Source organism: Stenotrophomonas sp. YJH_SMC_54, assembly GCF_059368435.1.
The window spans coordinates 388,437-414,239 of sequence record NZ_JCAFRS010000002.1 but is presented as its reverse complement, the minus strand read 5'-3'; the positions used below and the strand labels follow the sequence as shown (position 1 = coordinate 414,239).

At 66.7% G+C, this 25,803-nt stretch carries 20 protein-coding genes and 1 pseudogene; 11 read left to right on the top strand and 10 right to left on the bottom strand.

All coding sequences use genetic code 11. From position 1 onward, the window contains the following. The 3 genes and pseudogenes from AC5P5S_RS04150 to AC5P5S_RS04140 form a co-directional block, all read left to right on the top strand. Positions 1 to 387, top strand: a pseudogene (locus tag AC5P5S_RS04150) (hypothetical protein); the annotation flags it as partial. A 48-nt stretch (positions 388 to 435) separates the two neighbouring features. Further along, positions 436 to 1,368 (top strand): SOS response-associated peptidase family protein, encoded by a 933-nt coding sequence (locus AC5P5S_RS04145; RefSeq protein ID WP_495276292.1) that lies wholly within the window; start codon positions 436 to 438, stop codon positions 1,366 to 1,368. A gap of 1,159 nt (positions 1,369 to 2,527) precedes the next feature. Next, complete coding sequence (locus AC5P5S_RS04140) at positions 2,528 to 3,397, top strand: DUF4760 domain-containing protein (protein ID WP_495276291.1); 870 nt, start codon at positions 2,528 to 2,530, stop codon at positions 3,395 to 3,397. Positions 3,398 to 3,851: 454 nt separating this feature from the next. On the opposite strand, the gene AC5P5S_RS04135 is transcribed toward AC5P5S_RS04140, so the two are convergent. After that, entirely contained in the window at positions 3,852 to 4,190 is a 339-nt protein-coding gene (locus tag AC5P5S_RS04135) for a hypothetical protein (protein ID WP_005410743.1), read from the bottom strand. Between the two features lie 174 nt (positions 4,191 to 4,364). Here AC5P5S_RS04135 and AC5P5S_RS04130 point away from each other — a divergent pair, with 174 nt between their 5' ends. After that, positions 4,365 to 5,207 carry an alpha/beta hydrolase gene (locus tag AC5P5S_RS04130; protein WP_062605813.1) on the top strand — a complete coding sequence of 281 codons (843 nt, stop codon included), beginning with the start codon at positions 4,365 to 4,367 and terminating at the stop codon, positions 5,205 to 5,207. Positions 5,208 to 5,289: 82 nt separating this feature from the next. After that, the gene (locus AC5P5S_RS04125) at positions 5,290 to 6,228 is read left to right on the top strand and encodes an alpha/beta hydrolase (RefSeq protein WP_062605815.1); all 939 of its coding nucleotides are present in this window, start codon (positions 5,290 to 5,292) and stop codon (positions 6,226 to 6,228) included. Positions 6,229 to 6,236: 8 nt separating this feature from the next. Here AC5P5S_RS04125 and AC5P5S_RS04120 read toward each other — a convergent pair whose 3' ends face one another. Then, on the bottom strand, positions 6,237 to 6,659 hold the full coding sequence (locus tag AC5P5S_RS04120) for a response regulator (protein ID WP_005414268.1): 423 nt from the start codon (positions 6,657 to 6,659) through the stop codon (positions 6,237 to 6,239). Positions 6,660 to 6,751: 92 nt separating this feature from the next. Then, positions 6,752 to 7,519 carry a CPBP family intramembrane glutamic endopeptidase gene (locus tag AC5P5S_RS04115; RefSeq protein WP_495276290.1) on the bottom strand — a complete coding sequence of 256 codons (768 nt, stop codon included), beginning with the start codon at positions 7,517 to 7,519 and terminating at the stop codon, positions 6,752 to 6,754. 149 nt (positions 7,520 to 7,668) lie between these two features. Between AC5P5S_RS04115 and AC5P5S_RS04110 the strand changes: the two genes are divergently transcribed. Beyond that, on the top strand, positions 7,669 to 7,977 hold the full coding sequence (locus AC5P5S_RS04110; RefSeq protein WP_044570743.1) for a TFIIB-type zinc ribbon-containing protein: 309 nt from the start codon (positions 7,669 to 7,671) through the stop codon (positions 7,975 to 7,977). Between the two features lie 73 nt (positions 7,978 to 8,050). Here AC5P5S_RS04110 and AC5P5S_RS04105 read toward each other — a convergent pair whose 3' ends face one another. From AC5P5S_RS04105 to AC5P5S_RS04080, 6 genes are all read right to left on the bottom strand, one after another. Further along, a complete protein-coding gene (locus AC5P5S_RS04105) occupies positions 8,051 to 8,563 on the bottom strand; it encodes a GNAT family N-acetyltransferase (protein ID WP_049459228.1) in 513 nt (170 codons plus the stop codon). 81 nt (positions 8,564 to 8,644) lie between these two features. Next, positions 8,645 to 9,670, bottom strand: coding sequence for a copper resistance protein B (locus AC5P5S_RS04100; protein ID WP_062605819.1), 1,026 nt, complete (start codon positions 9,668 to 9,670; stop codon positions 8,645 to 8,647). Continuing rightward, positions 9,667 to 11,475, bottom strand: coding sequence for a copper resistance system multicopper oxidase (locus AC5P5S_RS04095; protein WP_012481059.1), 1,809 nt, complete (start codon positions 11,473 to 11,475; stop codon positions 9,667 to 9,669). The genes AC5P5S_RS04100 and AC5P5S_RS04095 overlap by 4 nt, the downstream gene beginning before the upstream one ends. A gap of 75 nt (positions 11,476 to 11,550) precedes the next feature. Continuing rightward, positions 11,551 to 11,931 (bottom strand): CopL family metal-binding regulatory protein, encoded by a 381-nt coding sequence (locus AC5P5S_RS04090; protein WP_044570737.1) that lies wholly within the window; start codon positions 11,929 to 11,931, stop codon positions 11,551 to 11,553. 154 nt (positions 11,932 to 12,085) lie between these two features. Beyond that, complete coding sequence (recQ, locus tag AC5P5S_RS04085; RefSeq protein WP_005410733.1) at positions 12,086 to 13,891, bottom strand: DNA helicase RecQ; 1,806 nt, start codon at positions 13,889 to 13,891, stop codon at positions 12,086 to 12,088. A 559-nt stretch (positions 13,892 to 14,450) separates the two neighbouring features. Continuing rightward, entirely contained in the window at positions 14,451 to 14,999 is a 549-nt protein-coding gene (locus AC5P5S_RS04080; RefSeq protein WP_005410730.1) for a Dps family protein, read from the bottom strand. Between the two features lie 86 nt (positions 15,000 to 15,085). Between AC5P5S_RS04080 and hrpA the strand changes: the two genes are divergently transcribed. Further along, complete coding sequence (gene hrpA / locus AC5P5S_RS04075) at positions 15,086 to 19,171, top strand: ATP-dependent RNA helicase HrpA (protein ID WP_062605825.1); 4,086 nt, start codon at positions 15,086 to 15,088, stop codon at positions 19,169 to 19,171. A gap of 73 nt (positions 19,172 to 19,244) precedes the next feature. Here the strand turns inward: hrpA and AC5P5S_RS04070 are convergent, their stop codons facing one another. Beyond that, positions 19,245 to 19,781: a hypothetical protein gene (locus AC5P5S_RS04070; protein ID WP_005410728.1), complete on the bottom strand. Its 537-nt coding sequence runs from the start codon at positions 19,779 to 19,781 to the stop codon at positions 19,245 to 19,247. Positions 19,782 to 19,911: 130 nt separating this feature from the next. Here AC5P5S_RS04070 and AC5P5S_RS04065 point away from each other — a divergent pair, with 130 nt between their 5' ends. The 4 genes from AC5P5S_RS04065 to AC5P5S_RS04050 all read left to right on the top strand — a co-directional run bounded on the left by AC5P5S_RS04065 (position 19,912) and on the right by AC5P5S_RS04050 (position 25,749). After that, a complete protein-coding gene (locus AC5P5S_RS04065) occupies positions 19,912 to 22,068 on the top strand; it encodes a bifunctional (p)ppGpp synthetase/guanosine-3',5'-bis(diphosphate) 3'-pyrophosphohydrolase (RefSeq protein ID WP_032965949.1) in 2,157 nt (718 codons plus the stop codon). Between the two features lie 30 nt (positions 22,069 to 22,098). After that, a complete protein-coding gene (locus AC5P5S_RS04060) occupies positions 22,099 to 23,670 on the top strand; it encodes a hypothetical protein (RefSeq protein WP_062605827.1) in 1,572 nt (523 codons plus the stop codon). Between the two features lie 63 nt (positions 23,671 to 23,733). Further along, a complete protein-coding gene (locus AC5P5S_RS04055) occupies positions 23,734 to 24,624 on the top strand; it encodes an NAD-dependent epimerase/dehydratase family protein (protein ID WP_062605829.1) in 891 nt (296 codons plus the stop codon). Positions 24,625 to 24,696: 72 nt separating this feature from the next. Then, entirely contained in the window at positions 24,697 to 25,749 is a 1,053-nt protein-coding gene (locus AC5P5S_RS04050; RefSeq protein WP_062605831.1) for a glycosyltransferase family 2 protein, read from the top strand. The last annotated feature ends 54 nt before the right edge of the window (positions 25,750 to 25,803 follow it).

Here is a 25,803-nt window from a genome sequence, read left to right as displayed (position 1 = left end):
CAGGGCTGGGCCTACGTGTTCGATCGCCCCGCCAACGAGGATGCGCAGTATCTGGCATTGTGGGATGCGAACGGCCGTCTGACGTATGCGCTGGGCGCAAAGCCCATGCGGATCATCGGTGTAGGCGGCGTCTTCCCCAATGGCGGTATGGAAGAGGACAGGTTCCCTGACTTCACCGGCAAGACGGTCGCCGGGGTGATCTGCGCGCCGGCGACCAGCACGTTCCAGAACAGCTTCACCGTGATGGGGATCGGCAACGGGCAGGGCGTTAGCGGGAAGCATGGCCTGTTCGGCAACGCGATCACCATCCCGAAAATCGGGACTGGCGGCTCACCAAACCAGGCCGTGGTCGGGATCGTGATGGCGGTTGACGTAACGAACTACTGATCTGCCGCGATCACATGGCCTGCACGTGAGGCGGCGCCAGATGAGGGCATGTGCTATTCCGCCCAGATCACCGCCGCCTATCAGAAGCTGGTCCGGATGACCGGCGCCACCCTGTCGCTGCAGGAGTTCGCCGCGCTCTACGCGCACGACCCGGGCAAGAAGCGGCCCAAGACGCCGAAGGCCATGGATGACGCCTTCCGGGCCGGCGTGAGCCCGGCAGAGCTGGCGGTCTGGGCAGAGGTCGAGCAGTGGAACCGGGCCGAGGCCGCCCTCCTGGAGCAGGAGCTGTTCGCCAACCGGAAGCGGCTGGCCGACGCTGAGCGCGCGCTGCAGGTCAAGGAGACGAAGAAGGCCCGCGAGGACGTGCGGATTGCCGGCAACAAGATCGAGCGGGCCAAGGCGCGGCTGGCGGATCTGCAGCGCCTTGAGCCAAAGGACCGTGACAGCCGCATCTTTCCCGGCGTCTATGCCCCGGTGATCGTTTCCGAAGCAGGGAAGATGGTCATCAAGCCGATGCGCTACCAATGCCGACTGGCCGGGAAGCCGGCCAACTACGACCAGCGCTTCCCCGGCACCTACAACGCCCGTCGCGACAGCCTTGAGAAGTTCTGGGCGCCGGCGTTCGGCCACGCCCACGGGCTGATGGTGGTGGACACGTTCTACGAGAACGTCGAGGGGCCGGACGGGAAGAACCAGGTGGTGCAGTTCACGCCGCGCACTGGCGAGCCCATGCTGGTAGCGTGCCTGTGGTCGCAATGGAAGGATCCGGCCGGCAAGGAGCCTGATCTGCTGTCGTTCGCCGCGATCACAGACGACCCTGAGCCCGAGGTGGCCGCGGCCGGCCACGACCGGACCATCATCAACATCAAGCCCGAGCACGTGGATGCCTGGCTCAACCCGGACCCGGCAGACCTAGCCGCGCTGTACCGGATCTTTGACGATAAGCGGCACCCGTTCTACGAGCATCGATTGGCGGCATAGGGAGAACCCCGAACGTCAGCGGGTGGTTGCCCGATACCGAGCGTCCGCCGGTCCGGGCATTCTGACTGTGCCGGATCCGGGGCCGCAGGCAGCTCAACCCGGGGGCGCGTGAGCAGCGCCGCGCCGGCACAGAGTCGAGTCAGGCTCGACCATGCTATTCGGGCGAATTGACGATTTCGTCAAATCGCCGATGCAGCGCTTAACAATTCCTTCCTCGAACCATTCAGCCAGGCCGCTGCCGCGTTCGCAGGACCTGAGACGGCCGGCCGTATCCTCCAGGCCATGCCGCTCCCCGCCGACTTCAACTGGACGACCAGGTCCTCCAGCTTCCCAGATGACCCTCCGACTGTGATCGCTTGTCACAGGGTGTGGGTGGTTGCAATGGACCAGCGGGTGAACGACGGAATCTGGATCGCCTCGCTGGACCGGCATCGGCACGGCCCCGGCGGTCCGTTCCGCTGGTGCAGCAGCTACGAGCAGGGCCGGGCAGGGGCCGAGCTATGGGTGACCAGGCACGAGGCGAGGTTGCGGGAGGACGTCGCCAAGATATTGGCGTGGCAGGAGAAGGTCCGGGGGAACCGGCTGGCCAAGGCCGCTCAGGATCCGCCTTTCGGGTGGATGGGGTAGCGCCCAGCGGCAGCCGCCATCGCTGCAGTGCGGGGAAGCAAGGAGTGGGGCCAAATGATCGGGAGGCTGACACGCAAAACGTGGTCAAAATGCCCATTAAAGATGTGTGACTCTAACGGTGTCTGGCTCATGTTTCACAGCATTAGAGGATTCCGTCGCTCCATGCATCACTGCAACGGTGAACGTGTTCATCTTCGGGGTGGGTTGTCTGCGGCTAGTTGACACGGCTAAAGCCGGCCTGAATAATTGCGCCGCTTTTGTCAACTTGTTCATGGCTATGCCGCTATTGTCAGTGTCAGGTTCCATCTGATACAACGGGCCAATGGCCACAAAAGGATCTGGACCATGTGCATCTGACCGATGTTGTTCAGGGGAACTTGTTGTTTGGCCGAGTTGTCTGTGGCTTTAGAGCAAGAGGCAACAATCAGGAGGAGCTCATCATGGCGATGGTTGGCGTAGAAGTCTAATCAATCAGATTAGCTGCGATCGGGGAGGGGCTAAAGGCCCCTCCCTTCGCGTTTCAGGGGGAATCATGGAGCAGTTGTTTAGGGATTTGGTCACCAAGTGCTGGTGGTCTTGGATTTCATTGCTGGCGTTCTTGATCGCCGGCGTGATGTTGTTCGGGGGCGCACTCAATAACGATCAGCAGTTCGGCACTTTGACGATTTGCTACTTTGGACTGTGCGGGTTCTTTGCCTATCCTCTAATTACGGCGGCTTACGCTGGTAAGAAGCATATCCTCACGGTCTGCGTCTGGAGCTTTGTGCTCGTCGTGGCAGGGGTTGGCTACATCCATTATTCCTTCTATCTGCTAACTGCGAAGGAGGGAGTGGCGCCGGCTCACTACGACAAGTTCCTCAATGTTGTTCCTGTATTAGTTGCCATTTGGGCCGCAGCTGTGGGCTGGTTTGTTCACTTTCGGCTTACCACTAGTGCCCACCGGACCAATAACGCGTTTGTTATTACGATGGAGATGGTCAAAAGCGCCGAATTTCTGAAAAGACAGGAAATAGTCTCCAAGCACTTCCCGCCTGGGACTCACGAAATTCCAGTTGACTACCATCCCTTCTTTCCAGGGTCCTCACTGCGCGACGCATTGAATGCAGTTCCCCCGTCCCCTAAGAACGTGGAGAAGGCAGAAGCGATCTACGCTTTGAAGTACATCCTCAATTTCTACGAGTTCATGGCCGTTGGCATTAAAAAAGGCGACCTTGACGAAGAGCTTGTGTATGACACCAATTCGGTACAAGTGGTCAACTTGTTCACTCGAGCCAACGCCTTTATAGAGTATGTAAACAAGCCGGGGCCAATTGGGGCAGGTCAGCCATTGGCGTTCTGTGAGCTTCGGACGCTCGTAAATCGCTGGCGCGTCAGGATTCAAGAGGATACTGCTAGGCGGTAGGCATCCCCAAGCGATGTTGTGCGGACCTGGGAAATTCCTGTTTGCAGCAGGCCCGGCGCCTTGCCGAGGCCGGGGCGAAGGAGGTCGAGCGGATCAAGGCAGCACTCGAACCGCGCAAGCCGCTGCCAGAGACAAAGCCCCGCCCGAGGGATGGACGCAAGGCGTGGCTCAGGGCAGGGCTGCAGCAGCTGCGACGTGGTGTCTGAGCGGCCTAAAGACGTTCCGCAAAATTTCCTAACCCGTTGTGCCGCAAGGCTTTGAAGAGTTCGTTTTGATCTTGCATGCGGAACGGATATGGGCGTAGGTTGTTGAAAGATAACGGGTTGACCGGTGACTTTTAATCTTTTGGTCGAAGGTTCGAATCCTTCACGGCCCACCATTGCATCCAATGACCCAGGTCATTCAGAAAGGCACCGTAATGCGGTGCCTTTTTTGTTGCCCTGGTCCGTGGCCTCTACTTCGCCCGCATTCCCTTGGCTTTTGCGGCCGCCGCGTCGGCAGCTTGCTGTGCGGCCGTCGCTGCCGCATTCGCGGAACGCACGGCTTCCGCTTGAGCCGCGTCAAAGTCAGCCCGGCGCTGCGCGCTGATCCGGCGTTCCAGTTCTGAATATGCGACGTAGCTCTCCGGATACTTCGCGACGCAGGCCTGCTGCAGCAGCGGGATCGCGTGGTCGGACAATCCCGGTTGGAGGTGGGCGAGCAGGCAGTCCGCATACGCTGCGGATGCTGGCGGAGTGCTGCTGGACTGCGGTGAGGCGGCGGCAAGGGTGGTGGCGATCAATACACTCAACATGGGAACCTCCTTGTGGATATGAGCGTGGCGGCGACCAGTCCTTGAGCCAAAGTGCCCGTTGCATGACCATCACCGGCTCCATGGTGCTCCAGTTCCGGCAGATCGGCAAAGTGCCGCGAACGACAGTGCCTCCGGCGGTCTATGCTCGGCATCTTTCCCAGGATGGGCCGTCCCATGCGTCTGATCGTGCTGTCGCTGTTGTTGTCCGTCGTCTCCGCCGCGCCGCTGATGGCCGCCGAATCCGCGTCGCCCGCCGCCGCCACGCCGCTGGTCATCGGCGAGACCTTCACCATCGAGTCGAAGGCTCTGGGCGAGACCCGTCGTATCAACGTCTACCGCCCGCAGCCGTGGGGGCTGGACCCGAAGGCGCCGCTACCGGTGCTCTACATGCCCGACGGCGGCATCGGCGAGGACTTCCTGCATGTGGCCGGGCTGGTGCAGGTGCTCAGCGGCAACGGCAGCATGCGTCCGTTCCTGCTGGTTGGCATCGAGAACACCGAGCGCCGCCGCGACATGACCGGCCCCAGCAAGGACCCGCAGGACCAGAAGATCGCGCCGCGCATCGGCGGCTCGGCGGCCTACCGTACCTTCCTGCGCGATGAACTGATGCCGCAGGTGCGTCAGCGTTACCCGACCACCGAGGAGCGCGCGTTGATCGGCGAGTCGCTGGCTGGCCTGTTCGTGGTCGAGACGCTGCTGCAGGAGCCGACGCTGTTCAACAGCTACATCGCGCTGGACCCCAGCCTGTGGTGGAACCGTGGCGCAATGCTGGCCGGCGCGGCCAAGCAGCTGCCGGCGGTGACGCGTGCGCAGCCGCGCGTGTTCCTGGCCAGCAGTGGGCAGCCAGAGCTGGCTGCGTCCGCCGCGCAGTTGGCCACGCTGCTGCAACAGGCGTCGCCGTCGCCGCTGGTGAAGTACCTGCCGTTGCCGGAGGAAACCCACGCCACGATCTATCATCCGGCCGCGTTGCAGGCGCTGCGCACGCTGTTCCCGGCGCCGCCGCCGGCCTCGCCCTGACCGCACTGGTACCCGCCTGCACACCATGCAACGATGCGGCAGCGGCGCCATCGGGTGCGCCGCCCGCAACGGGAGCGTGTGGATGCAGCGTGTGCGTGGATGGAGTGTGGCGGCCTGCCTGGCCGTGAGTGGCTGTGCGATGTCGGTGGCGCCGCCCGCAATGCAGAGTGAAGCGAAGGACAGTGCGCCGACTGCCACGCCGGGTGTGGTGCTGCCGGACACCGAAGCGCTGCGCGTGCACGACCCGGTCGGCCGCGATTATCCGGTCTGGGTGGCGCTGCCGGCCGACTACGCGGCGCATCCGGAAAAGCACTACCCGGTGCTGTACGTGACCGATGCGCTGTACAGCTTCCCGCTGGTGCGCAGCGTGCGCAACATGGTCGGGCAGAAGGGCGTCAACATCGAGGATTTCATCCTGGTCGGGCTACCGCCGCAGGAAGGCCTGACCTCCAAGCAGAGCCGCTCGCGCGATTACACGCCCAGCGACCCGGTGCGTACCGATCCGCGTGATTACAGCGATGACGTCAGCTACGGCGGCGCGGCGCACTACCGCGATTTCCTCGCTGGGCAGGTGCTGCCGATGATCGACGCGCGCTACCGCACCGATCCGGCGCGGCGTGCCTATGCGGGGCATTCCTATGGTGGCCTGTTCGGCGCCTATGTGCTGACCACGCGCCCGGACATGTTCCGCACCTACATCCTGTCCAGCCCGTCGCTGTGGTTCGACGACCATCGGGTGCCGCGCATGCAGGCCGAAGCCAAGGCGCCGGCGCAGCCGACCACGGTGGTGCTGTCGGTGGGCAGCTTTGAAACGGTCAAGCCCGAACCGCGTTACTTCACCCGCAACGACATGCTGCGCCACAACGCCGAATTCGCCGAGCAGCTGCGCAGCAGCGGGCGATCGTTGAAAGTGGAGAACATGGTGATCGATGACGAGGATCACTTCACCGTCTACCCGGACATGATCACCCGCGCACTGCTGAAGGTGTTCCCGGGTACCGGACCGTACAGCAGCGGTTGATGAATGCCTCAGGCCGCCTGTGCATCCGGCCCGGTCAATACGCCCACATCGGCGTGCCGGAAGCACAGCCGGATGGCGTCGAGCAGCTCGCTCATGTTGTACGGCTTGGGCAGGAAATGGATGCCGTCGCGCAGCTGCGGCAGCACCTGGTGCTGGTCCATGCCCGACGTCACCAGGATCGGCAGCTGGGGATACAGGCCGCGGACCCGGTTGGCGGCTTCAATGCCACTGATCGCGCCCAGATTCACGTCGGTGAACAGCAGGTCGAAACGCTCACCGGCGGCCAGCAGGCCCAGCGCCGCTTCGGCAGAGCTCACGCCCACTACGTGGCAGGCCTGGCTTTCCAGCGCCAGCCGGCTCAGTTCGCGGGTTTCCTCGGCGTCCTCGATGAGCAGGACGCGGGGTTCAACGTGGCGCTTGGACAGCAACATGACGCGACAACTCCGGACAGCAACGGTGAAAAGGCGCGCAAGTATGCGTAAGCCGGTAGTGATCCCGACGTGCACGGCAAGCTAAGCGGGCGTTACAGGCCTCTCTGGCGCCGGAGCCGCACGTGCCAGGCCAGCCCCGTGACCGCGAGCAGGGCGGTGCCGATGCGCAGGCTGGTGGCCTGCCAGCCCAATGCGAGGGCGTCATCGAGGCTGAACACATTCCAGGCCAGGTTCATCGAAACATGCAGGACCAGGCCGCACCAGAGCGTGTTGCCATCAAGGTGGTCGAGCCAGGCGAAGATGAAGCCGCCCACGGCGATCACCGCGCCGACGAACAGCGCGATGCCGCCACCGTCGAACCCACCGAAGCCGAGCCAGTGCGCCATGCCGAACAGCAGCGCCTGCGGCAGTGCAAGCCATGGCCAGGGGCCGCGCACGATCTTCACCAGCAGCACGAAGCCCAGGCCGCGGAAGAGCACTTCCTCGGCCAGCGGGAACAGCACCGCCAGCATGGCGGCATCCAGTGCAGTCAGTGCCCTGTTCGGTGTTCCGAGCAGCGCCAGGCCAAGCCAGCACGGCAGGCTGGCCAGCAGCACCCACATGGGGCCGCTCCAGCCGTTGCCGCGCAGCCCCAGGCTGGCCATCAGGCCCATGTCACGGGGCCGCAGCAGCGCGGCCAGCAGCAGTGCCACCAGTACCGCCAGCGCGTTGTCCAACAGGCTGCCGCCATAGGGGATGGGCAGTGCGGGAGTGGGTGCGCCGATGGCCGCGGCGATATCCCGCAGGTTCAGGCCAAGGCCGACGCCCAGCAGCACCAGCAACAGGCGTGCGGTGGTGGGCAGGCGGGACAACACGGTCATGTACGCATTCCCTGCGGAACAAGGGCGCAGTGTGCCCCGCGGTACGCATGTGGGCACACGCCGGAAGTCCCTGTGCCATCGGTCATGCGTTGCCGCACAGTCATCGCGGTGCAGGTACAGTCGAAACCAGACCGACAGGAGCAATGCCGATGCTGTGCCCCGTGTGCAAGACCCAGACGCTGCAGATGGCCGAGCGCCATGGCATCGAGATTGATTACTGCCCGAGTTGCCGCGGTGTGTGGCTGGATCGTGGCGAGCTGGACAAGATCATCGAACGTGCGGGCGCCGGTGCTGCAGTACCTCCGCCAGCGCCCGTGCAGGCTCAGCCGGCGTCCGCGCCGCCACCGGTGACGCACCGTGATACCCGCCACCTCGGCCAGCGCTACGAGGACAACCGGGGACACGGCTACAAGAAAAAGAAGAAGGACAGCTTCCTGTCGGAGTTGTTCGATTTCTAGTTTGTAGCGTCGAGCCATGCTCGACGTTTGGCGCTAACAGTCGAGCAAGCTTCACTCTACATGGGGCGCGTGATCACGGCCGACGCAGGATGAACTCGCGGTCGTGGGTATCGCCCACGATGAAGTCGTACTCGCCAACCTTGCTGCAGCCATAGCGCGCGTAGAAGCGCTGTGCGCCGAAATTCTCTTCCCATACGCCTACCCACAGGGTGCGGCGCTGCGGCTGGTCCAGCCACGCCATGAACGCGTCCATCATGCGTGCACCATGTCCGCCGTTCTGGTGTGCGGCCAGGATGTAGAACCGCTTCAGTTCGATGTCACCTTCGCATGCATCCGTGTGCGGCAAGGTGTTGGCACCCGCGGCCAGGTAGCCGACCACGGCGTCACCGTCCAGCAACAGCCAGATGGCACTGCGTGGGTCGGACAGTTCGATGCGCTGCGGTTCGCTGCTGTAGTGCGCCTGCAGGAAATCGTGCAGCTCCTGCGGCGGATAGGAATCGCCCCAGGTTTCGTTGTACGTGGCGATGGCGATCTCCGACAGCGCGTCGACATCAGCAAGGGTGGCGCGGCGGATCTGCAACGACATGGCGGTGCCTGCATTGGAACGTGGCGCAGTGTAGCCGGCCCCGGCGGCTGCCGGGGCTGGCCATTGCTCACGATCCGCTGCTCAGAACCACATGCGCACGCCGGCCACCCAGCGCGTGTCGCGCGCGTGGTCACCGGCATAGTCGGCGGTGTCGCCAAAACTGCGTTCGTGACTGATGCCGATGTAGGGCGCGAAGCGACGGCTGAACTCGTAGCGCAGGCGCAGGCCGGCCTCTACCTTGTTCAGGCCACGGCCGATGCCGTACTCCTGCTCGTCCTTGGCCGCAACGGTAGCTTCCAGCAGCGGCTGCAGGATCAATCGGTTGGTCAACAGCACGTCGTACTCGACCTCGGCCTTGGCCAACACCTGGCCGCCGGAGCCCATGTACAGCGTGGCCGAGCTTTCGAACTTGTACGGCGCCAGACCCTGGATGCCGATGGCCGCCCATGTGCGCGAGTCGGACGGGCGGAAGTCCTGGCGCACGCCGACCAGCACGTCCCACCACGGCGACACGCTGCGGCCATACAGTGCTTCCAGTGACGACGATTCGGTGCGGCCGCGGCTGCGTTCGCCATCGGTGCGCAGCCACAGGCGGTTGATGTTGCCGCCGACCCAGCCGGTGGCTTCCCATGCCTGGCCGTTGCTGCTCTTGCCATCCCAATGCTCAAGCCGGTCGATCAGCAGCAGGCTGTTGATCTCCGGCGCGTGTTCCATCGCGCCATGCGCGATCGGCGGGAAGGCGGCGGCGCGGTCGGCATCGGTCGGGACCGGGATCGGTTCGCGCGGTTCGGTGGGTGCAGGCGTGCCGTGGCCCATCGCCCCGTGGTCCATCTGCGAATGGTCCATCGCAGATGGCTGCATCGCGCCATGGTCCATCTTCGAGTGGTCCATCGTGGAGTGGTCCATGCCGGCCTGATCCGCCGCACCCATGTCCATCTCCGAATGATCCATCTTTGAATGATCGACCGGTTCGGCCGGGGCCTTCGCGCTCTTCGCAGGCGCGTTCATCGCGCCCATGTCATGGCCGGCGTGCGACTGCGCGAACACCGGCAACGCGGCGGCGAGGCCCAGGGCCAGCAGGCTGGGGGAAAGCAGTGAGCGGCTCATTCTTCGATCCTCACTTCGCGCATCATGCCCGCTTCCATGTGGTACAGCAGATGGCAGTGGTAGGCCCAGCGGCCGAGTGCATCGGCGCGCACGCGATAGCTGCGGCGGGTACCCGGCGGCATGTCGATGGTGTGCTTGCGGACCTGGAACTCACCTTGCGCGTTTTCCAGATCGCTCCACACGCCGTGCAGGTGGATCGGGTGCTGCATCATGGTGTCGTTGACCAGCACGATGCGCATGCGCTCGCCGTAGTTCAGCCGCAGCGGCTCGGCGCTGGCGAACGGGACGCCATCGAACGACCAGGAGAACTTCTCCATGTGGCCGGTCAGGTGCAGCTCGATCTCGCGGCTCGGCTCGCGGCCATCCGGGTCTTCGAACAGGCTGCGCATCGCGCCGTAGGTCAGCACCTGGCGGCCGTTGTCGCGCAGGCCGATGCCAGGGTCGTCCAGCTTCGGCTCGGTGGCCGAACTCTGCATGTCCACCAGCGGGTTGTTGCGCTCGCTGGCCGGATGCTTCGGTACCTTGCTGGCGGCACCGCCGCCGTGCGCACCGTGGCCCATGCTGGCGCCGCAGCTACCTTCCGTGCTCTTCATCGCGGCCATGTCGTGGCCGCCGTGGCCACCACCGCCCATGTCGTGCCCCATGTCGCTCATCGTCAGCAACGGGCGTGGGTCGCGCGCGGGAATCGGTGCCTGCAGCCCGTAGCGTACCGCCAGCGTGCCGGCGGCGTAGCCGGTGCGACCCATGTCCTGGCAGAAAATGGTGAACGCATCCTGGCCGGTGGGTTCGACCAGCACGTCGTAGGTTTCGGCGGGAGCGATGCGGAATTCGTCGATGCTGACCGGGTGGATGTACTGGCCGTCAGCGGCCACCACGGTCATCTTCAAACCGGGGATGCGCACGTCGAAGTAGGTCATCGACCCGCCGTTGATGAAGCGCAGCAGCACCTTTTCGCCACTGCGGAACAGGCCGGTCCAGTTGCCGGCCGGGGCGGTGCCGTTCATCAGGTAGGTGTAGGTATGCGCGTTGATATCGGAGATATCGGTGGGCGTCATCCGCATCCGGCCCCACATGCCACGGTCGGACAGCGCCGCGGACCAACCGTCGCGTTTCGCGTCGCGCAGGAAGTCGGGCAGGGTGCGCTTGTAGTAGTTGTCGTGCTCGGCCAGCTTCTTCATGCGCCGGAACAGCGCGCCCGGATCCATGTCGGTCCAGTCCGACAGCATGATCACGTGCTCGCGGTCGTGGTGGTACGGCGCCGGTTCGGCCGGGTCGATGATCAGCGCGCCGTACAGGCCGGCCTGTTCCTGGAACATCGAGTGGCTGTGGTACCAGTAGGTGCCCGACTGCTTCAGCTGGAAGTGGTAGTGGTAGGTTTCGCCGGGGCCGATGCCGTTGAAGCTCAGGCCCGGCACGCCGTCCATGTTGGCCGGCAGCAGGATGCCGTGCCAGTGGATGGAGGTCGGGTGGCGTTCCAGCGTGTTGCGCACGAACAGGTCCACGGTCTGGCCTTCGCGCCAGCGCAGGATCGGGGCCGGCAACGAGCCGTTGACGGTGATCGCCGGGCGGGTGCGGCCGGTGAAATTGGCCAGCGATTCGCCGATGGCCAGTTCGATGCGGGTATCGCTGAGCACGGCGGGGGCACCGGCCAGCCGTGGGGCGGCAGTGGCGGCGGCGAGCGCGCGTTGCGGCACGCCGACAGCGGCGATGCCGGCGACCACGCCACCGGCGGCCAGGCCCTGCACGAACAGGCGGCGCGACGGCATGGGCACAGCGCCCGGACCGGGGAGATTGCGGGTATTCATGGTGGAGACTCCAGACACGGAAAGACGCCGGCAGGCCGCCGGCCCCGGTGCGCAGGGCGCACAGTACGTGTGGAATCAGCCGATGGGAGGGCGTGAGATCGGCGGCAGCGGCGGCGACGGGCGGCCGGTGGCCGGCATCGGCTGCGGTGCCAGCGACAACGCCGGGCCGGCCATGAACGGCAACGCCTGCACCACCAGCAGCGGGTGCTGGGCGCAGCTGCGCACGCAGTCCTTGATCTGGCAGTGGGCGTCGTGGGCGGGGGCCTTGGCCTGCGGGGCCTGATCGGCCTGCATGGCGGCGTGGTGGTGGCAGTCGGCATTGCCGCCTTCAAGGGCGGCTGCCGCGTGGGTCATCCGGCCCATTTCCTCGTGACCGCTGGCCATGGCCGCGTTCAGCCCGTTGAGCAGCAGGCTGAGCATGAGCACGACACGGAGCAGGGTCGAGGCGAGGGACATGGCGCTAATCTAGCCGCAAGCGGCCGTGGATGCACTTCCGGCTGAATGGTCGGTTCAAGGTTGGACCTGCACCAATGTAGAGCCGAACCCGCGCTCGGCTGCTTCTGCGGCCACGGCAGCCGAGCGTGGGCTCGGTGCTACAGGGAGCGCGGCGTCAGCCTTCTTCGCGCACGATCTCGACCAGGCGCGGGCCGTAGCGGCTCAGCTTGGTGCCGCCGATGCCGCCGACCCGGGCCAGTTCATCCAGGCTGGTCGGGCGCTGCTCGGCGATGTTGCGCAGGGTGCTGTCGTGGAAGATCACGAAGGCAGGCACGTTCTGTTCGCGCGCCAGTTCGGCACGCAGGCCGCGCAGGGCGTTGAACAGTGCCAGGTCCTGCGGCAGTACCGACAACCCGGTGCGCTGCGCGCTGCGCTCGCGTCCGCTGGTGCTGCTGGCCGGGTCGCGGCGCATGCTGATCTGGCGGCGGCCGGTCAGCACGTCACGGCTGGCATCGGTCAGGCGCAGGCCACCGTGGCCCTCGCTGTCCACTTCCAGCAGGCTGGCGGCGACCAGCTGGCGGAACACGCTGCGCCAGGTGCGCGCATCCAGATCGCGGCCGATGGCGTAGGTGCTGAGCTTGTCGTGGCCCTGCTGCTTCACCTTCTCGTTCTCGCTGCCACGCAGGACGTCGATCAGGTGGCCGACGCCGAAGCGCTGGCCGGTGCGGTAGACACAGCTCAGTGCCTTCTGCGCCGGAATGGTCGCGTCCCACGAGGCCGGCGGCGTCAGGCAGTTGTCGCAGTTGCCGCACGGCTGGGGATAGGTCTCGCCGAAACCGGCCAGCAGCACCTGGCGGCGGCACTGCATGGATTCGCAGTAGCCCAGCAGGTGATCGAGCTTGCCCCGCTCCAGCTGCTTGCGTTCTTCGCCGGCCTCGGATTGTTCGATCATCTGCTTGAGCAGTACCACGTCGCCCAGGCCGTAGCACAGCCAGGCCTCGGCAGCTTCACCATCACGACCAGCGCGGCCGGTTTCCTGGTAGTAGCCTTCCATCGACTTGGGCAGGTCGGTATGCGCCACGAAGCGCACGTCCGGCTTGTCGATGCCCATGCCGAAGGCGATGGTGGCGCACATGACGATGCCGTCCTCGCGCAGGAAGCGGCGCTGGTTGTTCGCGCGCACTTCCGGCGGCAGGCCGGCGTGGTAGGGCAGGGCGTTGAAGCCCTGGCCGCAGAGGAATTCAGCGGTCTCCTCGACCTTGCGCCGCGACATGCAGTAGACGATGCCGGCCTCGCCACGGTGGCCGCGCAGGAAATCGGTCAGCTGCTTGCGCGCGTTGTCCTTCTGCACCACGGTGTAGCGGATGTTGGGGCGGTCGAAGGAGCTGACGAAGTGGCGTGCTTCCTGCAGATCCAGGCGCTCGGCGATCTCGCGCTGGGTCGGCGGGTCGGCGGTGGCGGTGAGCGCGATCCGCGGGATCTGCGGCCAGCGCTCGTGCAGTACGGTCAGCTGGCGGTATTCCGGGCGGAAGTCGTGGCCCCACTGCGACACGCAGTGGGCTTCGTCGATGGCGAACAGGGCGATCTGGCTGCGCGACAACAGCGACAGGAAGCGGCCGGTCAGCAGCCGCTCGGGAGCGACATAGAGCATGTCCAGCTCACCCGCGAGCAGTTCGCGCTCGACGCGGCCGGCGGTCTCGGCATCCAGGGTTGAATTCAGGTACTCGGCACGCACGCCGAGCTGGCGCAGGGCTTCGACCTGGTCCTGCATCAGCGCGATCAGCGGCGAGATGACGATGCCACATCCGTCACGCAGCAGGGCCGGGACCTGGTAGCACAGCGACTTGCCACCGCCGGTGGGCATCAGTACCAGGGCATCATGACCGGCAGCCACATGCTCCACGATGTCCTGCTGCGGACCACGGAAATCGTCGTAACCAAAGACGCGTTGGAGCAGGTCGTGCGCGGGACGGGAAGCCATCCGGCTAGTTTACCTCCCGGAGGCGGCGGCAGGGCTGCGCCCTGCACCTGCTACAAGCCAGAGCAACGTCAAAGGCAACAGCCGGCTCTGGGGTGTCTTCTGGCTGGGCGGGGCGGTGTGGGCTTGCAGGACACGCCGTAAACCCGTCCTTGGGGGCTCGATGGCGCCATCCATGGCGCCAACGGTCCTGCAAGCCCACACCGCCCCACCCCCGACAGTTTCCCGGTGACGGTGGATCCATCCACGCCATGCGTGGATGAAATCTGTCAGATATCGACAAACAAAATGGGGTCGGATCCGTTTTCCGACGGAAAACGGATCCGACCCCAATGGCTTTGCCGGCAGATCGCGAAAATCTGTCGAAGGCGGGGTGGGTCCGGTGGCAGGGGTGTCCGCGGCATGGATGCCGCGGCCAAGCCCCCAAGGACGGGTTTACGGCGTCCCCTGCCACCGGATCCACCCCGCCAACCCTCAGGAAACCAGCTTCTGCTCTGGCTCTGGCCTTTGATTCAAGGCCTCTGCGGGTGCAGGGCGCAGCCCTGCCGAACACCCCCAACCCTTACTGGAGCAGGGAACGCAGCATCCAGGCGTACTTCTCGTGTGTCTGCAGCCGCTGGGTCATCAGATCCTCGGTCGGGGCGTCATCCCCCTTGGCCGCCACCTCCAGCACTTCACGTGCCGTACGGCAGACCGCTTCGTTGGCGACCACCAACTGGCGTACCATTTCACGCCAGTCCGCACTGTCGGTCAGGCCCGGTTCCTCGGCGATCGAGGTCAGCGCAGCGAATTCCCGGTAGGAGCCCGGGGCATTGAAGCCCAGCGCGCGGATGCGCTCGGCCACGTCGTCCAGTGCCGCCCACTGCTCGGTGTACTGCGTCTCGAACATGGTGTGCAGCGAGTTGAACATCGACCCGGTCACGTTCCAGTGGAAGTTGTGCGTCTTCAGGTAGAGCGTGAACGCATCGGCCTGGAAGCGCGACAGACCGTCGGCGATCTTCTTGCGGTCGCCCTGGGTGATCCCGATATCGATGTTCGGTGCCGACGGTGCCGCCGCAGCAAGCTTCTGCTTGCCGGTCTTGGCCTTGGTCGTGCTCTTGGTCTTCGCCATGGGGTTCCTCCTTGTGGAATCGTTGGCCTTCACAATAAACCGGTCGTGATGACTGGTCGCTTTCAAAGTTTTGAACGAACCGATTGATGAACTCTATCGATAAAAATCCATCACCCCGCCTGCGCCAACAGCGTGCCGCCATCGACGGCGCCATGAGCCGCGACCGGGGCCGTTTGCTGGGGATGCTCTCGCGTTGCCAGGCCAAGCCACAGGATGCGGCACTGGCCGCCACCTTCGAGCAGGCCTTGCAGGCGTCGGTGCAGCGCCGGCAGGTGCGGGCGCAACAGCAGCCGTCCATTACTCTGGACCCGCAGCTGCCGATTGCGCGTGAAGCCGACGCCATCATCGGGCTGATCCGCGAACATCAGGTGGTGGTGATCGCCGGTGAAACCGGCTCGGGCAAGACCACCCAGCTGCCGAAGCTGTGCCTGGCTGCCGGCCGTGGCCAGGCCGGCATGATCGGCTGCACCCAGCCGCGACGGATTGCCGCACGTGCGGTGGCCAGCCGCGTGGCACAGGAACTGCAGAGTGAACTGGGCCAGCTGGTCGGCTACCAGGTGCGCTTCAATGACAAGGTCAGCGAAGACAGCCGCATCAAGTTCATGACCGACGGCATTCTGCTGGCGGAGATCGCCAGTGACCGCTGGCTGTCGAACTACGACACGATCATCGTCGACGAGGCGCACGAACGCAGCCTCAACATCGATTTCCTGCTGGGCTACCTGAAGCAGCTGCTGCGCAAGCGCCCGGACCTGAAGCTGATCGTCACTTCGGCCACCATCGACACCGAGCGCTTCGCCCAGCATTTCGACAATGCGCCGGTGATCAGCGTCGAAGGCCGTACCTATCCGGTGGAAGTGCGCTACCGCGCGCTGGAAGGCGAGGGCGAAGACCAGGGCGAACGCACCGTCAACGACGCCATCGTGTCGGCCATTGACGAGATCACCCGCCTGGATGCGCGCGGCGACGTGCTGATCTTCCTGCCGGGCGAGCGCGAGATCCGCGATGCGCACCAGTCGCTGGAACGGCGCAAGTACCGCAATACCGAGGTGCTGCCGTTGTACGCGCGGCTGTCCAACCAGGACCAGGACCGGGTGTTCAACCCCGGGCCGAACCGGCGCATCGTGCTGGCCACCAACGTGGCGGAAACCTCGCTGACGGTGCCGCGCATCCGTTACGTGGTCGATCCGGGCTTCGCCCGCGTCAAGCGCTACAGTCCGCGCAACAAGCTGGACCGCTTGCACATCGAGCCGATCTCGCAGGCCAGCGCCAACCAGCGCAAAGGTCGCTGCGGACGTATCGCCGAAGGTATCTGTTACCGCCTGTACGCCGAAGCCGATTTCCAGGCGCGGCCCGAATTCACCGATCCGGAAATCCGCCGCTCCAGCCTGGCCGGGGTGATCCTGCGCATGCTGCAGCTGGGCCTGGGCCGCATCGAGGAATTCCCGTTCCTTGAGGCGCCGGACGAGCGTGCGGTGGCCGATGGCTGGCAGCAACTGACCGAACTGGGCGCGATCGACGCCGAGCGGCGCATGACTACCATCGGCAAGCAGATGGCACGCCTGCCGGTGGACGTGAAGCTTGCGCGTATGCTGGTGGCCGCGCAGGCCGCAGGCTGCCTGCGGCCGATGCTGGTGATCGCCTCGTTCCTGGGCATCCAGGACCCGCGCGAACGCCCACCCGAAGCGCGTGGTGCGGCCGACAGCGCGCACGCGCAGTTCGCCGATGGCCGCTCCGAGTTCGTTGGCGTGCTGCGCCTGTGGGATGCCTACCGGCAGGCCCATGAAGACCTGACCCAGTCCAAGCTGCGCGACTGGTGCGGACGTCATTTCCTCGGCTTCCTGCGCATGCGCGAGTGGCGCGAGCTGCATCGCCAGCTGCGGCTGCTGTGCGAGGAACTGGGCTGGAAGGAAGAGGCCAGCGAGGCGTCGATGGCGCCGTTGCTGGCCGGCAGCAGTGCGCCGGCACCGGCGCGTGACGACGCGGCGGCGGTGAAAGCCACCCGGGGCCAGCTGCACCGCGCCGCGCGCCTGGCCCGCGAAGGCAAGGCCGAGGCCGCACCGGCGCCGGTGGCCGTGCGCGCGCAGAAGGAACAGGCGCCGGTTGGCGGCGGTTTCAGCGAACGTGTACGCGCCGCCGCCTACCAGACCCTGCACCGGGCGCTGGTGGCGGGCCTGCCGACGCAGATCGGCCACCGCACCGAGAAGGGCGATTTCCAGGCGCCACGCCAGCGCCGGTTCCTGCCGTTCCCGGGTTCGGCGCTGTCCAAGCGGCCGCCGCCGTGGCTGCTGGTGGCCAACCTGCTGGATACGCAGAAGGTGTGGGGCATGACCCTGGCCGCGATCGAACCGGACTGGGTGATTGCCGAGCTGCCGCACCTGCTGCTGCGCAAGCACTTCGATCCGCACTGGTCGCGCGCGCAGGGACAGGTGCTGGCCTCCGAGCAGATCAGCCTGTTCGGCCTGGTGCTGGCGCCGAAGAAGCCGGTGCATTACGGCCGCATCGAGCCGGGCGAGGCACATGACATCTTCGTGCGCCAGGCATTGGTGACCGGCGAGATCAACACCCGCGCCAGTTTCGTGGCCGACAACCAGAAAGTGCTGGAGGTCGCCCGCGAGGAGGAAGCCAAGCTGCGTCGCGCCGGCATCGTCGCCGACGAGGACTGGCAGGCGCGCTGGTACCTGGACCGGGTGCCGCCGCAGATCCATTCGGCTGCGGGCCTGGATACCTGGTGGAAGGGACTGGCACCGGAACAGCGCAAGGCGCTGCATTGGTCGCTCGCAGACTTGCTGCCCGGCGAGGGCAGTGAGCAGGAGCGCTACCCGAAATACCTGGCGCTGGGCCAGGCGCGGTTGCCGCTGCACTACCGCTTCGAGCCGGGTGCCGACGATGACGGCGTGACCCTGGACGTGCCGCTGCACCTGCTCAATGCATTGGACCCGGTGCAGCTGGGCTGGCTGGCGCCTGGCTTCGTCGCCGACAAGGCCTCGGCACTGATCCGCAGCCTGCCCAAGGCAATGCGTCGCAACTACGTGCCGGCGCCGGACTTCGGCCGTGCGTTCTACGAGGCGTTCCCGCAGCCCAGCGCCGATGCCATCACCGGCGAACTGGCGCGTTTCCTGTCACGTGCAACCGGTGCCACCGTGACCGCGCTCGATTTCGAGCCCGGTTCGATCGAGCCGCACCTGCACATGAACCTGCGGCTGCGCGACGAGCAGGGCAAGGTGCTGGCCACTTCGCGTGATCTGTACGCACTGCGCGCGAAATTCGGCGGTCGTGCCGGCGATGCCTTCGCTGCACGCGCTGGCCGCGAGATGGCGGCCGATGGCCTGCGCACGTTCCCGGCGACGCCGATACCGCTGCAGGTGCCCGGTGAAGCCGGCGTTCCGGCCTATCCGGCATTGCTGGACGAGGGTGACAGTGTGGCGCTGCGCATCTTCGCCGATCGGCAGCAGGCACAGGAGGCTCACCCGCTGGGCGTGCGCCGGCTGCTGGAGATCGCCCTGGCCGAGAAGGTCAAGCAGGCGCGCAAGCAGCTGCCGGTGGGCGCCAAGACCGGCCTGTTGTATGCGGCGATCGAGTCGCAGGAGCGCCTGCGTGGTGACCTGGTGGATGCGGCGATGAACGCGGTGTTGGCGGAGGGCCTGGAAGACATCCGCGATGCGGCGGCCTTCGAACAGCGCCGTGAGCATGCGGCCAAGGCCCTGTTCGGCGAGGCCATGTCGCGGCTGAAACTGGCCGAAACCATCCTGGCGCTGGTGGCGGAACTGAAGCCGATGCTGGAAGCACCGTTGATGGGTTGGGCGCGCGGCAACCTGGACGACATGGAAGCGCAGCTGTCCGGGCTGATCCACCCCGGTTTCCTGCGCGATACGCCGGCCGACGCGCTGGCGCAGTATCCGCGCTACCTGAAGGCGATGATCCTGCGCAGCGAGCGCGCCAAGCGTGATCCGCCACGTGACCAGGCACGCATGCTGGAACTGCATCCGTTCCTGGAAGCGCTGGAAACGGCAGAGCAGCAGGGCCTGCGCGATCGCCCGCAATGGCAGGCGCTGCGCTGGGACCTGGAAGAGCTGCGGGTGTCACTGTTCGCGCAGGAGCTGGGGGCACGTACCGGCATTTCGGCGAAGAAGCTGGCGCAGCGGGTGACGGCACTGCGCCAGGCCTCGTAACCCCCGACCCGACCCCGCCGGATGATGACCGGCGGGGTACGGTGGAATGTCATCCACGCGTGGCGTGGATCCACTACTTGGAGCGGCGCACCTTGGGCTGGCTGTTCACGCCTTCCACCTTCATGTACCACACGCCCATCACGCCGGGCTTGATGCTGACCTTGGGCGATTGCTTGCGCACGCCGACCACGCTGGTGCTGTCGGTCTGCTCCCATTCCTGGCCGTTGTCCAGCACGTAGACGCGGCCCTTGCCGAAGCCACGGAACTCGCCCTGCAGCACGCCGGTGATCGGCTCGCTGCTGCCGAAATCGAAGAACCCGCGGTTCTTCACGATCACTTCCTGGCGGCCCTGTTCGCGGGCTTCTTCGCGTACCGCTGCCACAGCCTGGGTCGTCGCCGCTTCAACCTTGCCCTGCAGCCAGCGGTTGAGCGTGGCCAGTTCCTGCGCGCTCAGCTTGTCCAGGCCGGCCGCCTTGAATTCGGTCGGCGACATCTGCTGCTGCAGGTCACCGTCCACCACGCGCTGGGCCAGCGCAGGCGCCGACAGGGACAGCAGCAGTGCGGCGCAGGCCAGCAGCCGTGGACGGAAACGTGGGGCGATCGAGGGCATGGCGGAACTCTCCTGGGTTTGCCGGCGAGTGTAGCGGCATGTCTTCATGCCGGGTGATGGTGGCTGCGGTGATTGTCCCTGAACGGCGCCGGCGCTAGTGTAGGAACCTCTGTCTTGCCTGCTCGATGCTGTGAACCGCGCTTCTGTCCCCGGCCTGGATGCCTTGTTGAACCGTCCCTCCGCCGCGGTGCTGCCCGCTCCGCTGCGCCAGGCCCTGCGCGAACACTGGGAAGCACCGGAGTGCGACCACCAGATGCGCGCCAGCTGGTCGGTGCTGGGCGATACCCTCGATGCACTGTCGATGCTCTCGGCCGACGAAGGCGCGGTGGTTGCCGCGCTGTTGTTCGACCTGCCCGGCCTGCGCGCCAGCCTGGACCAGCTGCCGCTGGGCAACCACAAGGCGGCGGTGATCGGCCTGCTCGACGGCCAGGACGCCGCCGATCCGGTCTGGGCGCTGCATGCTGGCCGCGAGGCCGGGCGCAACAGCGAGGGCCTGCGCCGCCTGCTGCTGGCGATCATCCGCGACCTGCGCGTGGTGCCGATCCTGCTGGCCCGGCAGCTGGCGAGAATGCGCGCTGCCGACAAGCTGGACGACGAGCAGCGCCGGGCGCTGGCGCAGCTGACCCGCGACATCCACGCGCCGCTGGCCAACCGGTTGGGCATCTGGCAGCTGAAGTGGGAGCTGGAGGACCTGGCGTTCCGCCACCTGGAGCCGGAAACCTACCGCCGCATCGCGCGCGAAGTGGACGAAACCCGCGTGGCGCGCGAGCGCTACGTGCAGAACGTGAAGAAGCAGCTGTCGCGCGAGCTGGCCGCACAGGGCATCCATGCCGAAGTGAGTGGCCGCCCCAAGCACATCTACAGCATCTGGCGGAAGATGCAGAAGAAGCGGCTGGCGTTCGACCAGCTGTACGACATCCGCGCGGTGCGGGTGATGGTCGACGACGTTGCCGCCTGCTACGCCGCGCTGGGTGTGGTGCATGCGCTGTGGGCCCCGGTGCCGAGCGAGTTCGACGATTACATCGCACGCCCGAAGGCCAACGACTACCGTTCGCTGCACACCGCCGTGGTCGGCCCGGAAGGGCGCACGATCGAAGTGCAGATCCGCACCCACGAGATGCATTCCCAGGCCGAGCTGGGCGTGGCCGCGCACTGGAAGTACAAGGAAGGCGGCAAGGGCGCGGAAAAGTCGTTCGATCGCAAGATCACCTGGATGCGCCAGCTGCTGGAGCAGGCGCAGGACGGGCAGGGCAATGAACTGGCCGGGGCACTCGACGCCGAGCTGACCGAGGACCGGGTCTACGCGCTCAGCCCGAAGGACGAGGTGCTGGACCTGCCCCAGGGGGCCACGCCGCTCGATTTCGCCTACCAGGTACATACGATGGTGGGCCACCGCTGCCGTGGCGCCAAGGTCAATGGCCGCATCGTGCCGCTGACCTATCGCCTGCGCAGCGGCGACCGTGTCGAGATCCTCACCGGCAAGGAGGCCGACCCCCGCCGCGACTGGCTGATGCCCGCGCTGGGCTTCCTGGCCAGCAACCGCTCGCGCGAAAAGGTGCGCAGCTGGTTCCACAAGCTGGACCGCGCGCGCAACGTGCAGGCCGGGCGCGAACTGCTCGAGCGCGAGCTGAAGCGCCTGGGGCTGCAGCATTCGGATCTGGCGGTGGCGGCGAAGAAGTTCCATGCCGACAGCGTTGACGACCTCTACATCCAGGTGGCGCTGGGCGACACCGGCCCGAACCAGGTCAGCCGTACGCTGCTGGAGGCAGAGCGCGCGGCCAGCCAGCCGGCCCCTGCGCCGGCGCTTCCGCGCCCGACCGCCCGCCGCGAGAACCTGGGCAAGTCCAAGTTCACGGTGCAGGGCGTGGGCAATCTGCTGGTGCAGCTGGCGCGCTGCTGCCAGCCGGTGGCCGGCGAACCGATCGTCGGCTACCTCACCCGTAGCCGTGGTGTCACCGTGCACCGGGCAGACTGTGCCGCGCTGGCCCGGCTGGCGGCCACCAGCCCGCAGCGCATCCTGCCGGTGGAATGGGGCCAGGCCGGGGGCGGCTACGAGGTGGACGTGGTGGTCGATGCGGTCGACCGCCGCTGGCTGCTGAAGGACATCACCAACCTGATCGCCCAGGAAGACGCCTACGTGCTTGACATCCACAGTGACAACGTGCGCAACAGTGGCCGTGCCCATCTGCGCCTGAGGCTGAAGGTCAGCGACTACGACCAGTTGTCGAACCTGCTGGGCAAGCTGGACGCGCTGCCGGGCGTGAGCGAGGCGCGTCGCCTCGGCTGAGCTTCACGCCGCCCCGGCTACCCTGCACGCATGGAACGCGAGCCCCCGCATCGCCCGCATGGCGCTGAACACCCTGCGCTGGATCGCGTCCGCCGCGAAGGCCGCTGGTGGTGGCTGCAGGCACGTCATGCGCGGCGGGTCTGGCGATGGGCGCTGGTCGCGGCGCTGGCGGTGTTCGTGCTGCTGGTGCTGCTGCGCAAGCCGCTGGCCGACTGGTTCTGGGACGAGCCGCAGATCGAACAGCTGCTGGTCGAAGGCGATCGTGCGCTCGCCGCCGGCCGGCTGAGTGCGGCCGATGGCAGTGGTGCGCGGGAGCGCTACCAGGCGGTGCTGGCACTGGATGGCGATCGGCCGCAGGCGCGCCAGGGCCTTGCACGAACCGCCGCGGCAGCACTGCAGCAGGCCCGCGACAAGCTGCAGGGCGACGATCTCGAGGGTAGCGCGCAGTCACTGGCGCTGGCCCGCGAGCTGCAGGTGCCGCAGGGCGACGCCGACGCCGTGGCCCGCCAACTGCAGGCGCGGCGTAGCGCCGGCGCCGGTATCGGCGCGTTGCTGGCCCAGGCCCGCAATGCGTTCGCGGCCGGCCGGCTGGACGATGGCGACAGCAGTGCGTTGCCGCTGTTCCAGCGCATCCTGGCACTGCAGCCGGACAACCTGCCCGCTCTGGAAGGGCGCGAGGATGCACTGAGCGATCTGCTGCAGCACGCGCGCGCCCTGGCCGGACGCGGGGAACTGGCTGAAGCCGCTGCGACGTTGCAGCGCGCGCGCCTGTTCGATGCAGGCCACGCCGATCTTCCCGCCAGCCAGGAGGCCCTGGCACGGGCGGTCGACGAGCGCTTGCGGCAGGCACAGCGCGCACTTCAGCGACAGCAGCTGGAACGTGCCGCAAAGGGGTTCCTGGCCGTGCTGGCGGTGGCGCCGGACGATCCCACTGCCCAGCGGGGCCGCGAGCAGGTGCTGCAGGCGGTGCTGGCGCGAAGCCAGATCCAGGCCGACGATTTCCAGTTCGAGGCGGCGCAGCGTGATGCCGTGCTGGCCGAAGCACTGGGCGCTTCGCAGGCGGCACGACAGCAACTGGTGCAGCGCCTGCAGCGTGCACGGCAGGCCCGGGAGGCACTGCAGCAGCCCGCAGTGAGCAACGCGCAGCGTGAACGCGAGCTGCGCGATCACCTGCGCCGGATAGAACGCGCCGAGCGCGCAGGCCAATGGATCAGCCCGCCGGGGCACAGCGCATTCGATGCCCTTCGCGAAGCACAGGCGCTGGCACCGCGCGATTCACGTGTGAAGGCTGCGGCCGCGCGCCTGCTGCCTGCCAGTCGCCGTTGTTTCGACGACAACCTCCGGCAGAACCGGGTGCAGGCTGCAGGTGCCTGCCTGCAGGCCTGGCAGACGTTGTCTCCCACCGCCGGCGGCCTGCCTGCGGCCCGCCAGCGCCTCGCGCAGCGTTGGCTTGCGATTGGCAGCGAACGATTGGGCAACGGAGATGTCGCCTTTGCCGAACGTGCGCTCCAGCAGGCGGGCGAGCTTGGCGTCGGCCCTTCCAGCAGCGAGTACCAGCAGTTGCGGCAGCGCCTGCGCGACATCGGGGTGTCGTCGCCCTGAGCCCGCCGCTGCCGGAGGGACCGCTATAGTAGCCACCCCTCGCAACATCCCCACGGAGTGCCGATGACCGTCCTTGTTTCCGGAGCCACCAGCCAGATCGGCCGGTTCCTGCTGCCGCGCCTGGTGCAGGCGCATGGGCGGGTACAGGCGGTGAGCCGGCAACCGCAACCGGCACAGGACGGCGTGCAGTGGCTGTGCGGGGACCTGGCAGCTGCGCTGGACAGCGTGCCGTCTCCGGACTGGCAGGCGATTGCCAGCTTCGGCCCCCTTGAAGCATTGGCGCAGTGGTTGTCGCGGCAGACGGCGGCCCCCGCGCGGCAGGTCATCGCCACCAGTTCGATGAGCGTGCTGAGCAAGCAGAATTCCGAGCAGGCCGACGAGCAGGACGTCGTGGCGATGCTGCAGCGGGGCGAAGCGGGCCTGATCGCGCAGGCCGAGCGTCTTGGCATGGGCTGGACGATCCTGCGGCCGACCCTGATCTATGGGGCCGGCATCGACCGCAGCATCACCCCGATCGTGCAGCGTGCGCTGCGTCTGCGCCTGTTTCCAATTCCGCTGGTGGGAGGCCTGCGCCAACCGGTGCATGCCGACGATATCGCCCGCGCCGTGGTGGCCTGCATCGCCACCGGTGCAGCGTCGGCACGGGTGCTGGAAATCGGCGGTGGCGAGCGCCTGCCCTATCACGCGATGTTCCGCCGCGTGCACGCCAGCCTGGCACAGCCGACATTGGCGCTGCCGTTGCCGGGCGCGGCACTGCGGGGCCTGGCCGCGGTGCTGCCGCGGGCGCGTGGTCCGGTGTCACGCCTGCAGCAGGATCTGATTGCGGACAATGGCCCGCTGCGGGCGCTGCTGGACGTACATCCGCGGCCGTTCCAGCCCGACGCGGACACGTGGCGACCGATGAGCGCGGCCCAGGCCGTGCAGCGGATCGCTGCGTATCCCGGCAACGGCTAGCCAGCCACCGTATCCATCCTCTTTGGGGGCTCTGCTACCATCCCCCGGCCCTTGTTTCCGCGAGTACGTTCGATGCCTGACGCGCCATCCCGATCGGCCCCTGCCGAGCGCATTGGCGTCGCGCTGTGCACCTACAACGGTGCGCGCTACCTGCAGGCGCAGCTGGACAGCATCCTCGACCAGGATCTTCCGGTGAACGAAGTCATGATCGGCGATGACGGTTCCAGCGACCAGACGCTGCAGCTGCTGCAGGCCTTCGTGCCGCGTGCACAGGCGCTGGGCATCCGTGTCGAGATCGTCCAGCACGCGCGCAATCTCGGCTATGTGCGCAATTTCGCCGATGCGCTGATGCGTTGCCAGGCCGACATCCTGTTCCTGTGCGACCAGGATGATGTCTGGCATCCGGGGCGTGTCCGCCGCTACGTGGAGCGCTTCCACGCCGATCAGGGCCTGTTGCTGCTGCACAGCGATGCATGGCTGGTGGACGCGCAGGGCGCGCCGCTTGGCCAGCGGCTGCTGGGGGTACTGGTGGTCCATCCGGCCGAGGTCGAGCTGGAACGCTCGGGCCTTGCGATCGACGCGATCCTGCTGCGCAACTTCATCACCGGTGCCACCTGTGCGCTGCGCCGCGGGCTGCTGGCCGGATCGCTGCCGGTCCCGCCGGGCTGGAGCCACGACGAATGGCTGGCGGTCCACGCATCGCTGCGTGGAGGATTGGACATGCTGGCCGAACCGACCATCGACTACCGGCAGCATGGCAACAACCAGATCGGTGCCAGTCGCCGCGGTTTCCTGCAACGCCTGCGCCATCTCGATCTGTTCGATTCACAGGCGCGCCAGCGCACGGCCGGGCGCCTGCTGGCCCTGGCCGATCTGCTGGGGCAGCGCGGCGTGGTGGTGGCGCCGGAGCGCTTCCAGGGACTTCACGCGCTCGCCTGGCGTATGGCCTGGTCGCGACTGCAGCTGTATCGCCGCGTGGATGTGCCGGCAGGCTGGATCGCCCATGATGCGCCGCGGTTGATCGCACGCCTGGCCAACGTCTGCCTGGCGGGGGGCGGCTGGAAAGGGGGCTGGGCAGCGCTTGCGGGTGCGTGGGCCGGGTGGCGGGCGCCGCGCGCTGCTTGAACTGCAGTGAAACCGCGGGCCATCGCCTGCCAGCCACCGCGGCGCCTGCGTTAG

Excerpts from the sequence above, each read along its gene's own strand:
- AC5P5S_RS04090 (WP_044570737.1), bottom strand. The coding sequence starts at position 11,931 with ATGTCCCTCGCCTCGACCCTGCTCCGTGTCGTGCTCATGCTCAGCCTG.
- AC5P5S_RS04140 (WP_495276291.1), top strand. The coding sequence starts at position 2,528 with ATGGAGCAGTTGTTTAGGGATTTGGTCACCAAGTGCTGGTGGTCTTGG.
- AC5P5S_RS04110 (WP_044570743.1), top strand. The coding sequence starts at position 7,669 with ATGCTGTGCCCCGTGTGCAAGACCCAGACGCTGCAGATGGCCGAGCGC.
- AC5P5S_RS04135 (WP_005410743.1), bottom strand. The coding sequence starts at position 4,190 with ATGTTGAGTGTATTGATCGCCACCACCCTTGCCGCCGCCTCACCGCAG.
- AC5P5S_RS04070 (WP_005410728.1), bottom strand. The coding sequence starts at position 19,781 with ATGCCCTCGATCGCCCCACGTTTCCGTCCACGGCTGCTGGCCTGCGCC.
- AC5P5S_RS04100 (WP_062605819.1), bottom strand. The coding sequence starts at position 9,670 with ATGAGCCGCTCACTGCTTTCCCCCAGCCTGCTGGCCCTGGGCCTCGCC.
- AC5P5S_RS04050 (WP_062605831.1), top strand. The coding sequence starts at position 24,697 with ATGCCTGACGCGCCATCCCGATCGGCCCCTGCCGAGCGCATTGGCGTC.
- AC5P5S_RS04120 (WP_005414268.1), bottom strand. The coding sequence starts at position 6,659 with ATGTTGCTGTCCAAGCGCCACGTTGAACCCCGCGTCCTGCTCATCGAG.
- AC5P5S_RS04105 (WP_049459228.1), bottom strand. The coding sequence starts at position 8,563 with ATGTCGTTGCAGATCCGCCGCGCCACCCTTGCTGATGTCGACGCGCTG.
- AC5P5S_RS04130 (WP_062605813.1), top strand. The coding sequence starts at position 4,365 with ATGCGTCTGATCGTGCTGTCGCTGTTGTTGTCCGTCGTCTCCGCCGCG.
- AC5P5S_RS04060 (WP_062605827.1), top strand. The coding sequence starts at position 22,099 with ATGGAACGCGAGCCCCCGCATCGCCCGCATGGCGCTGAACACCCTGCG.
- AC5P5S_RS04095 (WP_012481059.1), bottom strand. The coding sequence starts at position 11,475 with ATGAATACCCGCAATCTCCCCGGTCCGGGCGCTGTGCCCATGCCGTCG.
- AC5P5S_RS04125 (WP_062605815.1), top strand. The coding sequence starts at position 5,290 with ATGCAGCGTGTGCGTGGATGGAGTGTGGCGGCCTGCCTGGCCGTGAGT.
- recQ (WP_005410733.1), bottom strand. The coding sequence starts at position 13,891 with ATGGCTTCCCGTCCCGCGCACGACCTGCTCCAACGCGTCTTTGGTTAC.
- hrpA (WP_062605825.1), top strand. The coding sequence starts at position 15,086 with ATGAACTCTATCGATAAAAATCCATCACCCCGCCTGCGCCAACAGCGT.
- AC5P5S_RS04145 (WP_495276292.1), top strand. The coding sequence starts at position 436 with ATGTGCTATTCCGCCCAGATCACCGCCGCCTATCAGAAGCTGGTCCGG.
- AC5P5S_RS04115 (WP_495276290.1), bottom strand. The coding sequence starts at position 7,519 with ATGACCGTGTTGTCCCGCCTGCCCACCACCGCACGCCTGTTGCTGGTG.
- AC5P5S_RS04080 (WP_005410730.1), bottom strand. The coding sequence starts at position 14,999 with ATGGCGAAGACCAAGAGCACGACCAAGGCCAAGACCGGCAAGCAGAAG.
- AC5P5S_RS04055 (WP_062605829.1), top strand. The coding sequence starts at position 23,734 with ATGACCGTCCTTGTTTCCGGAGCCACCAGCCAGATCGGCCGGTTCCTG.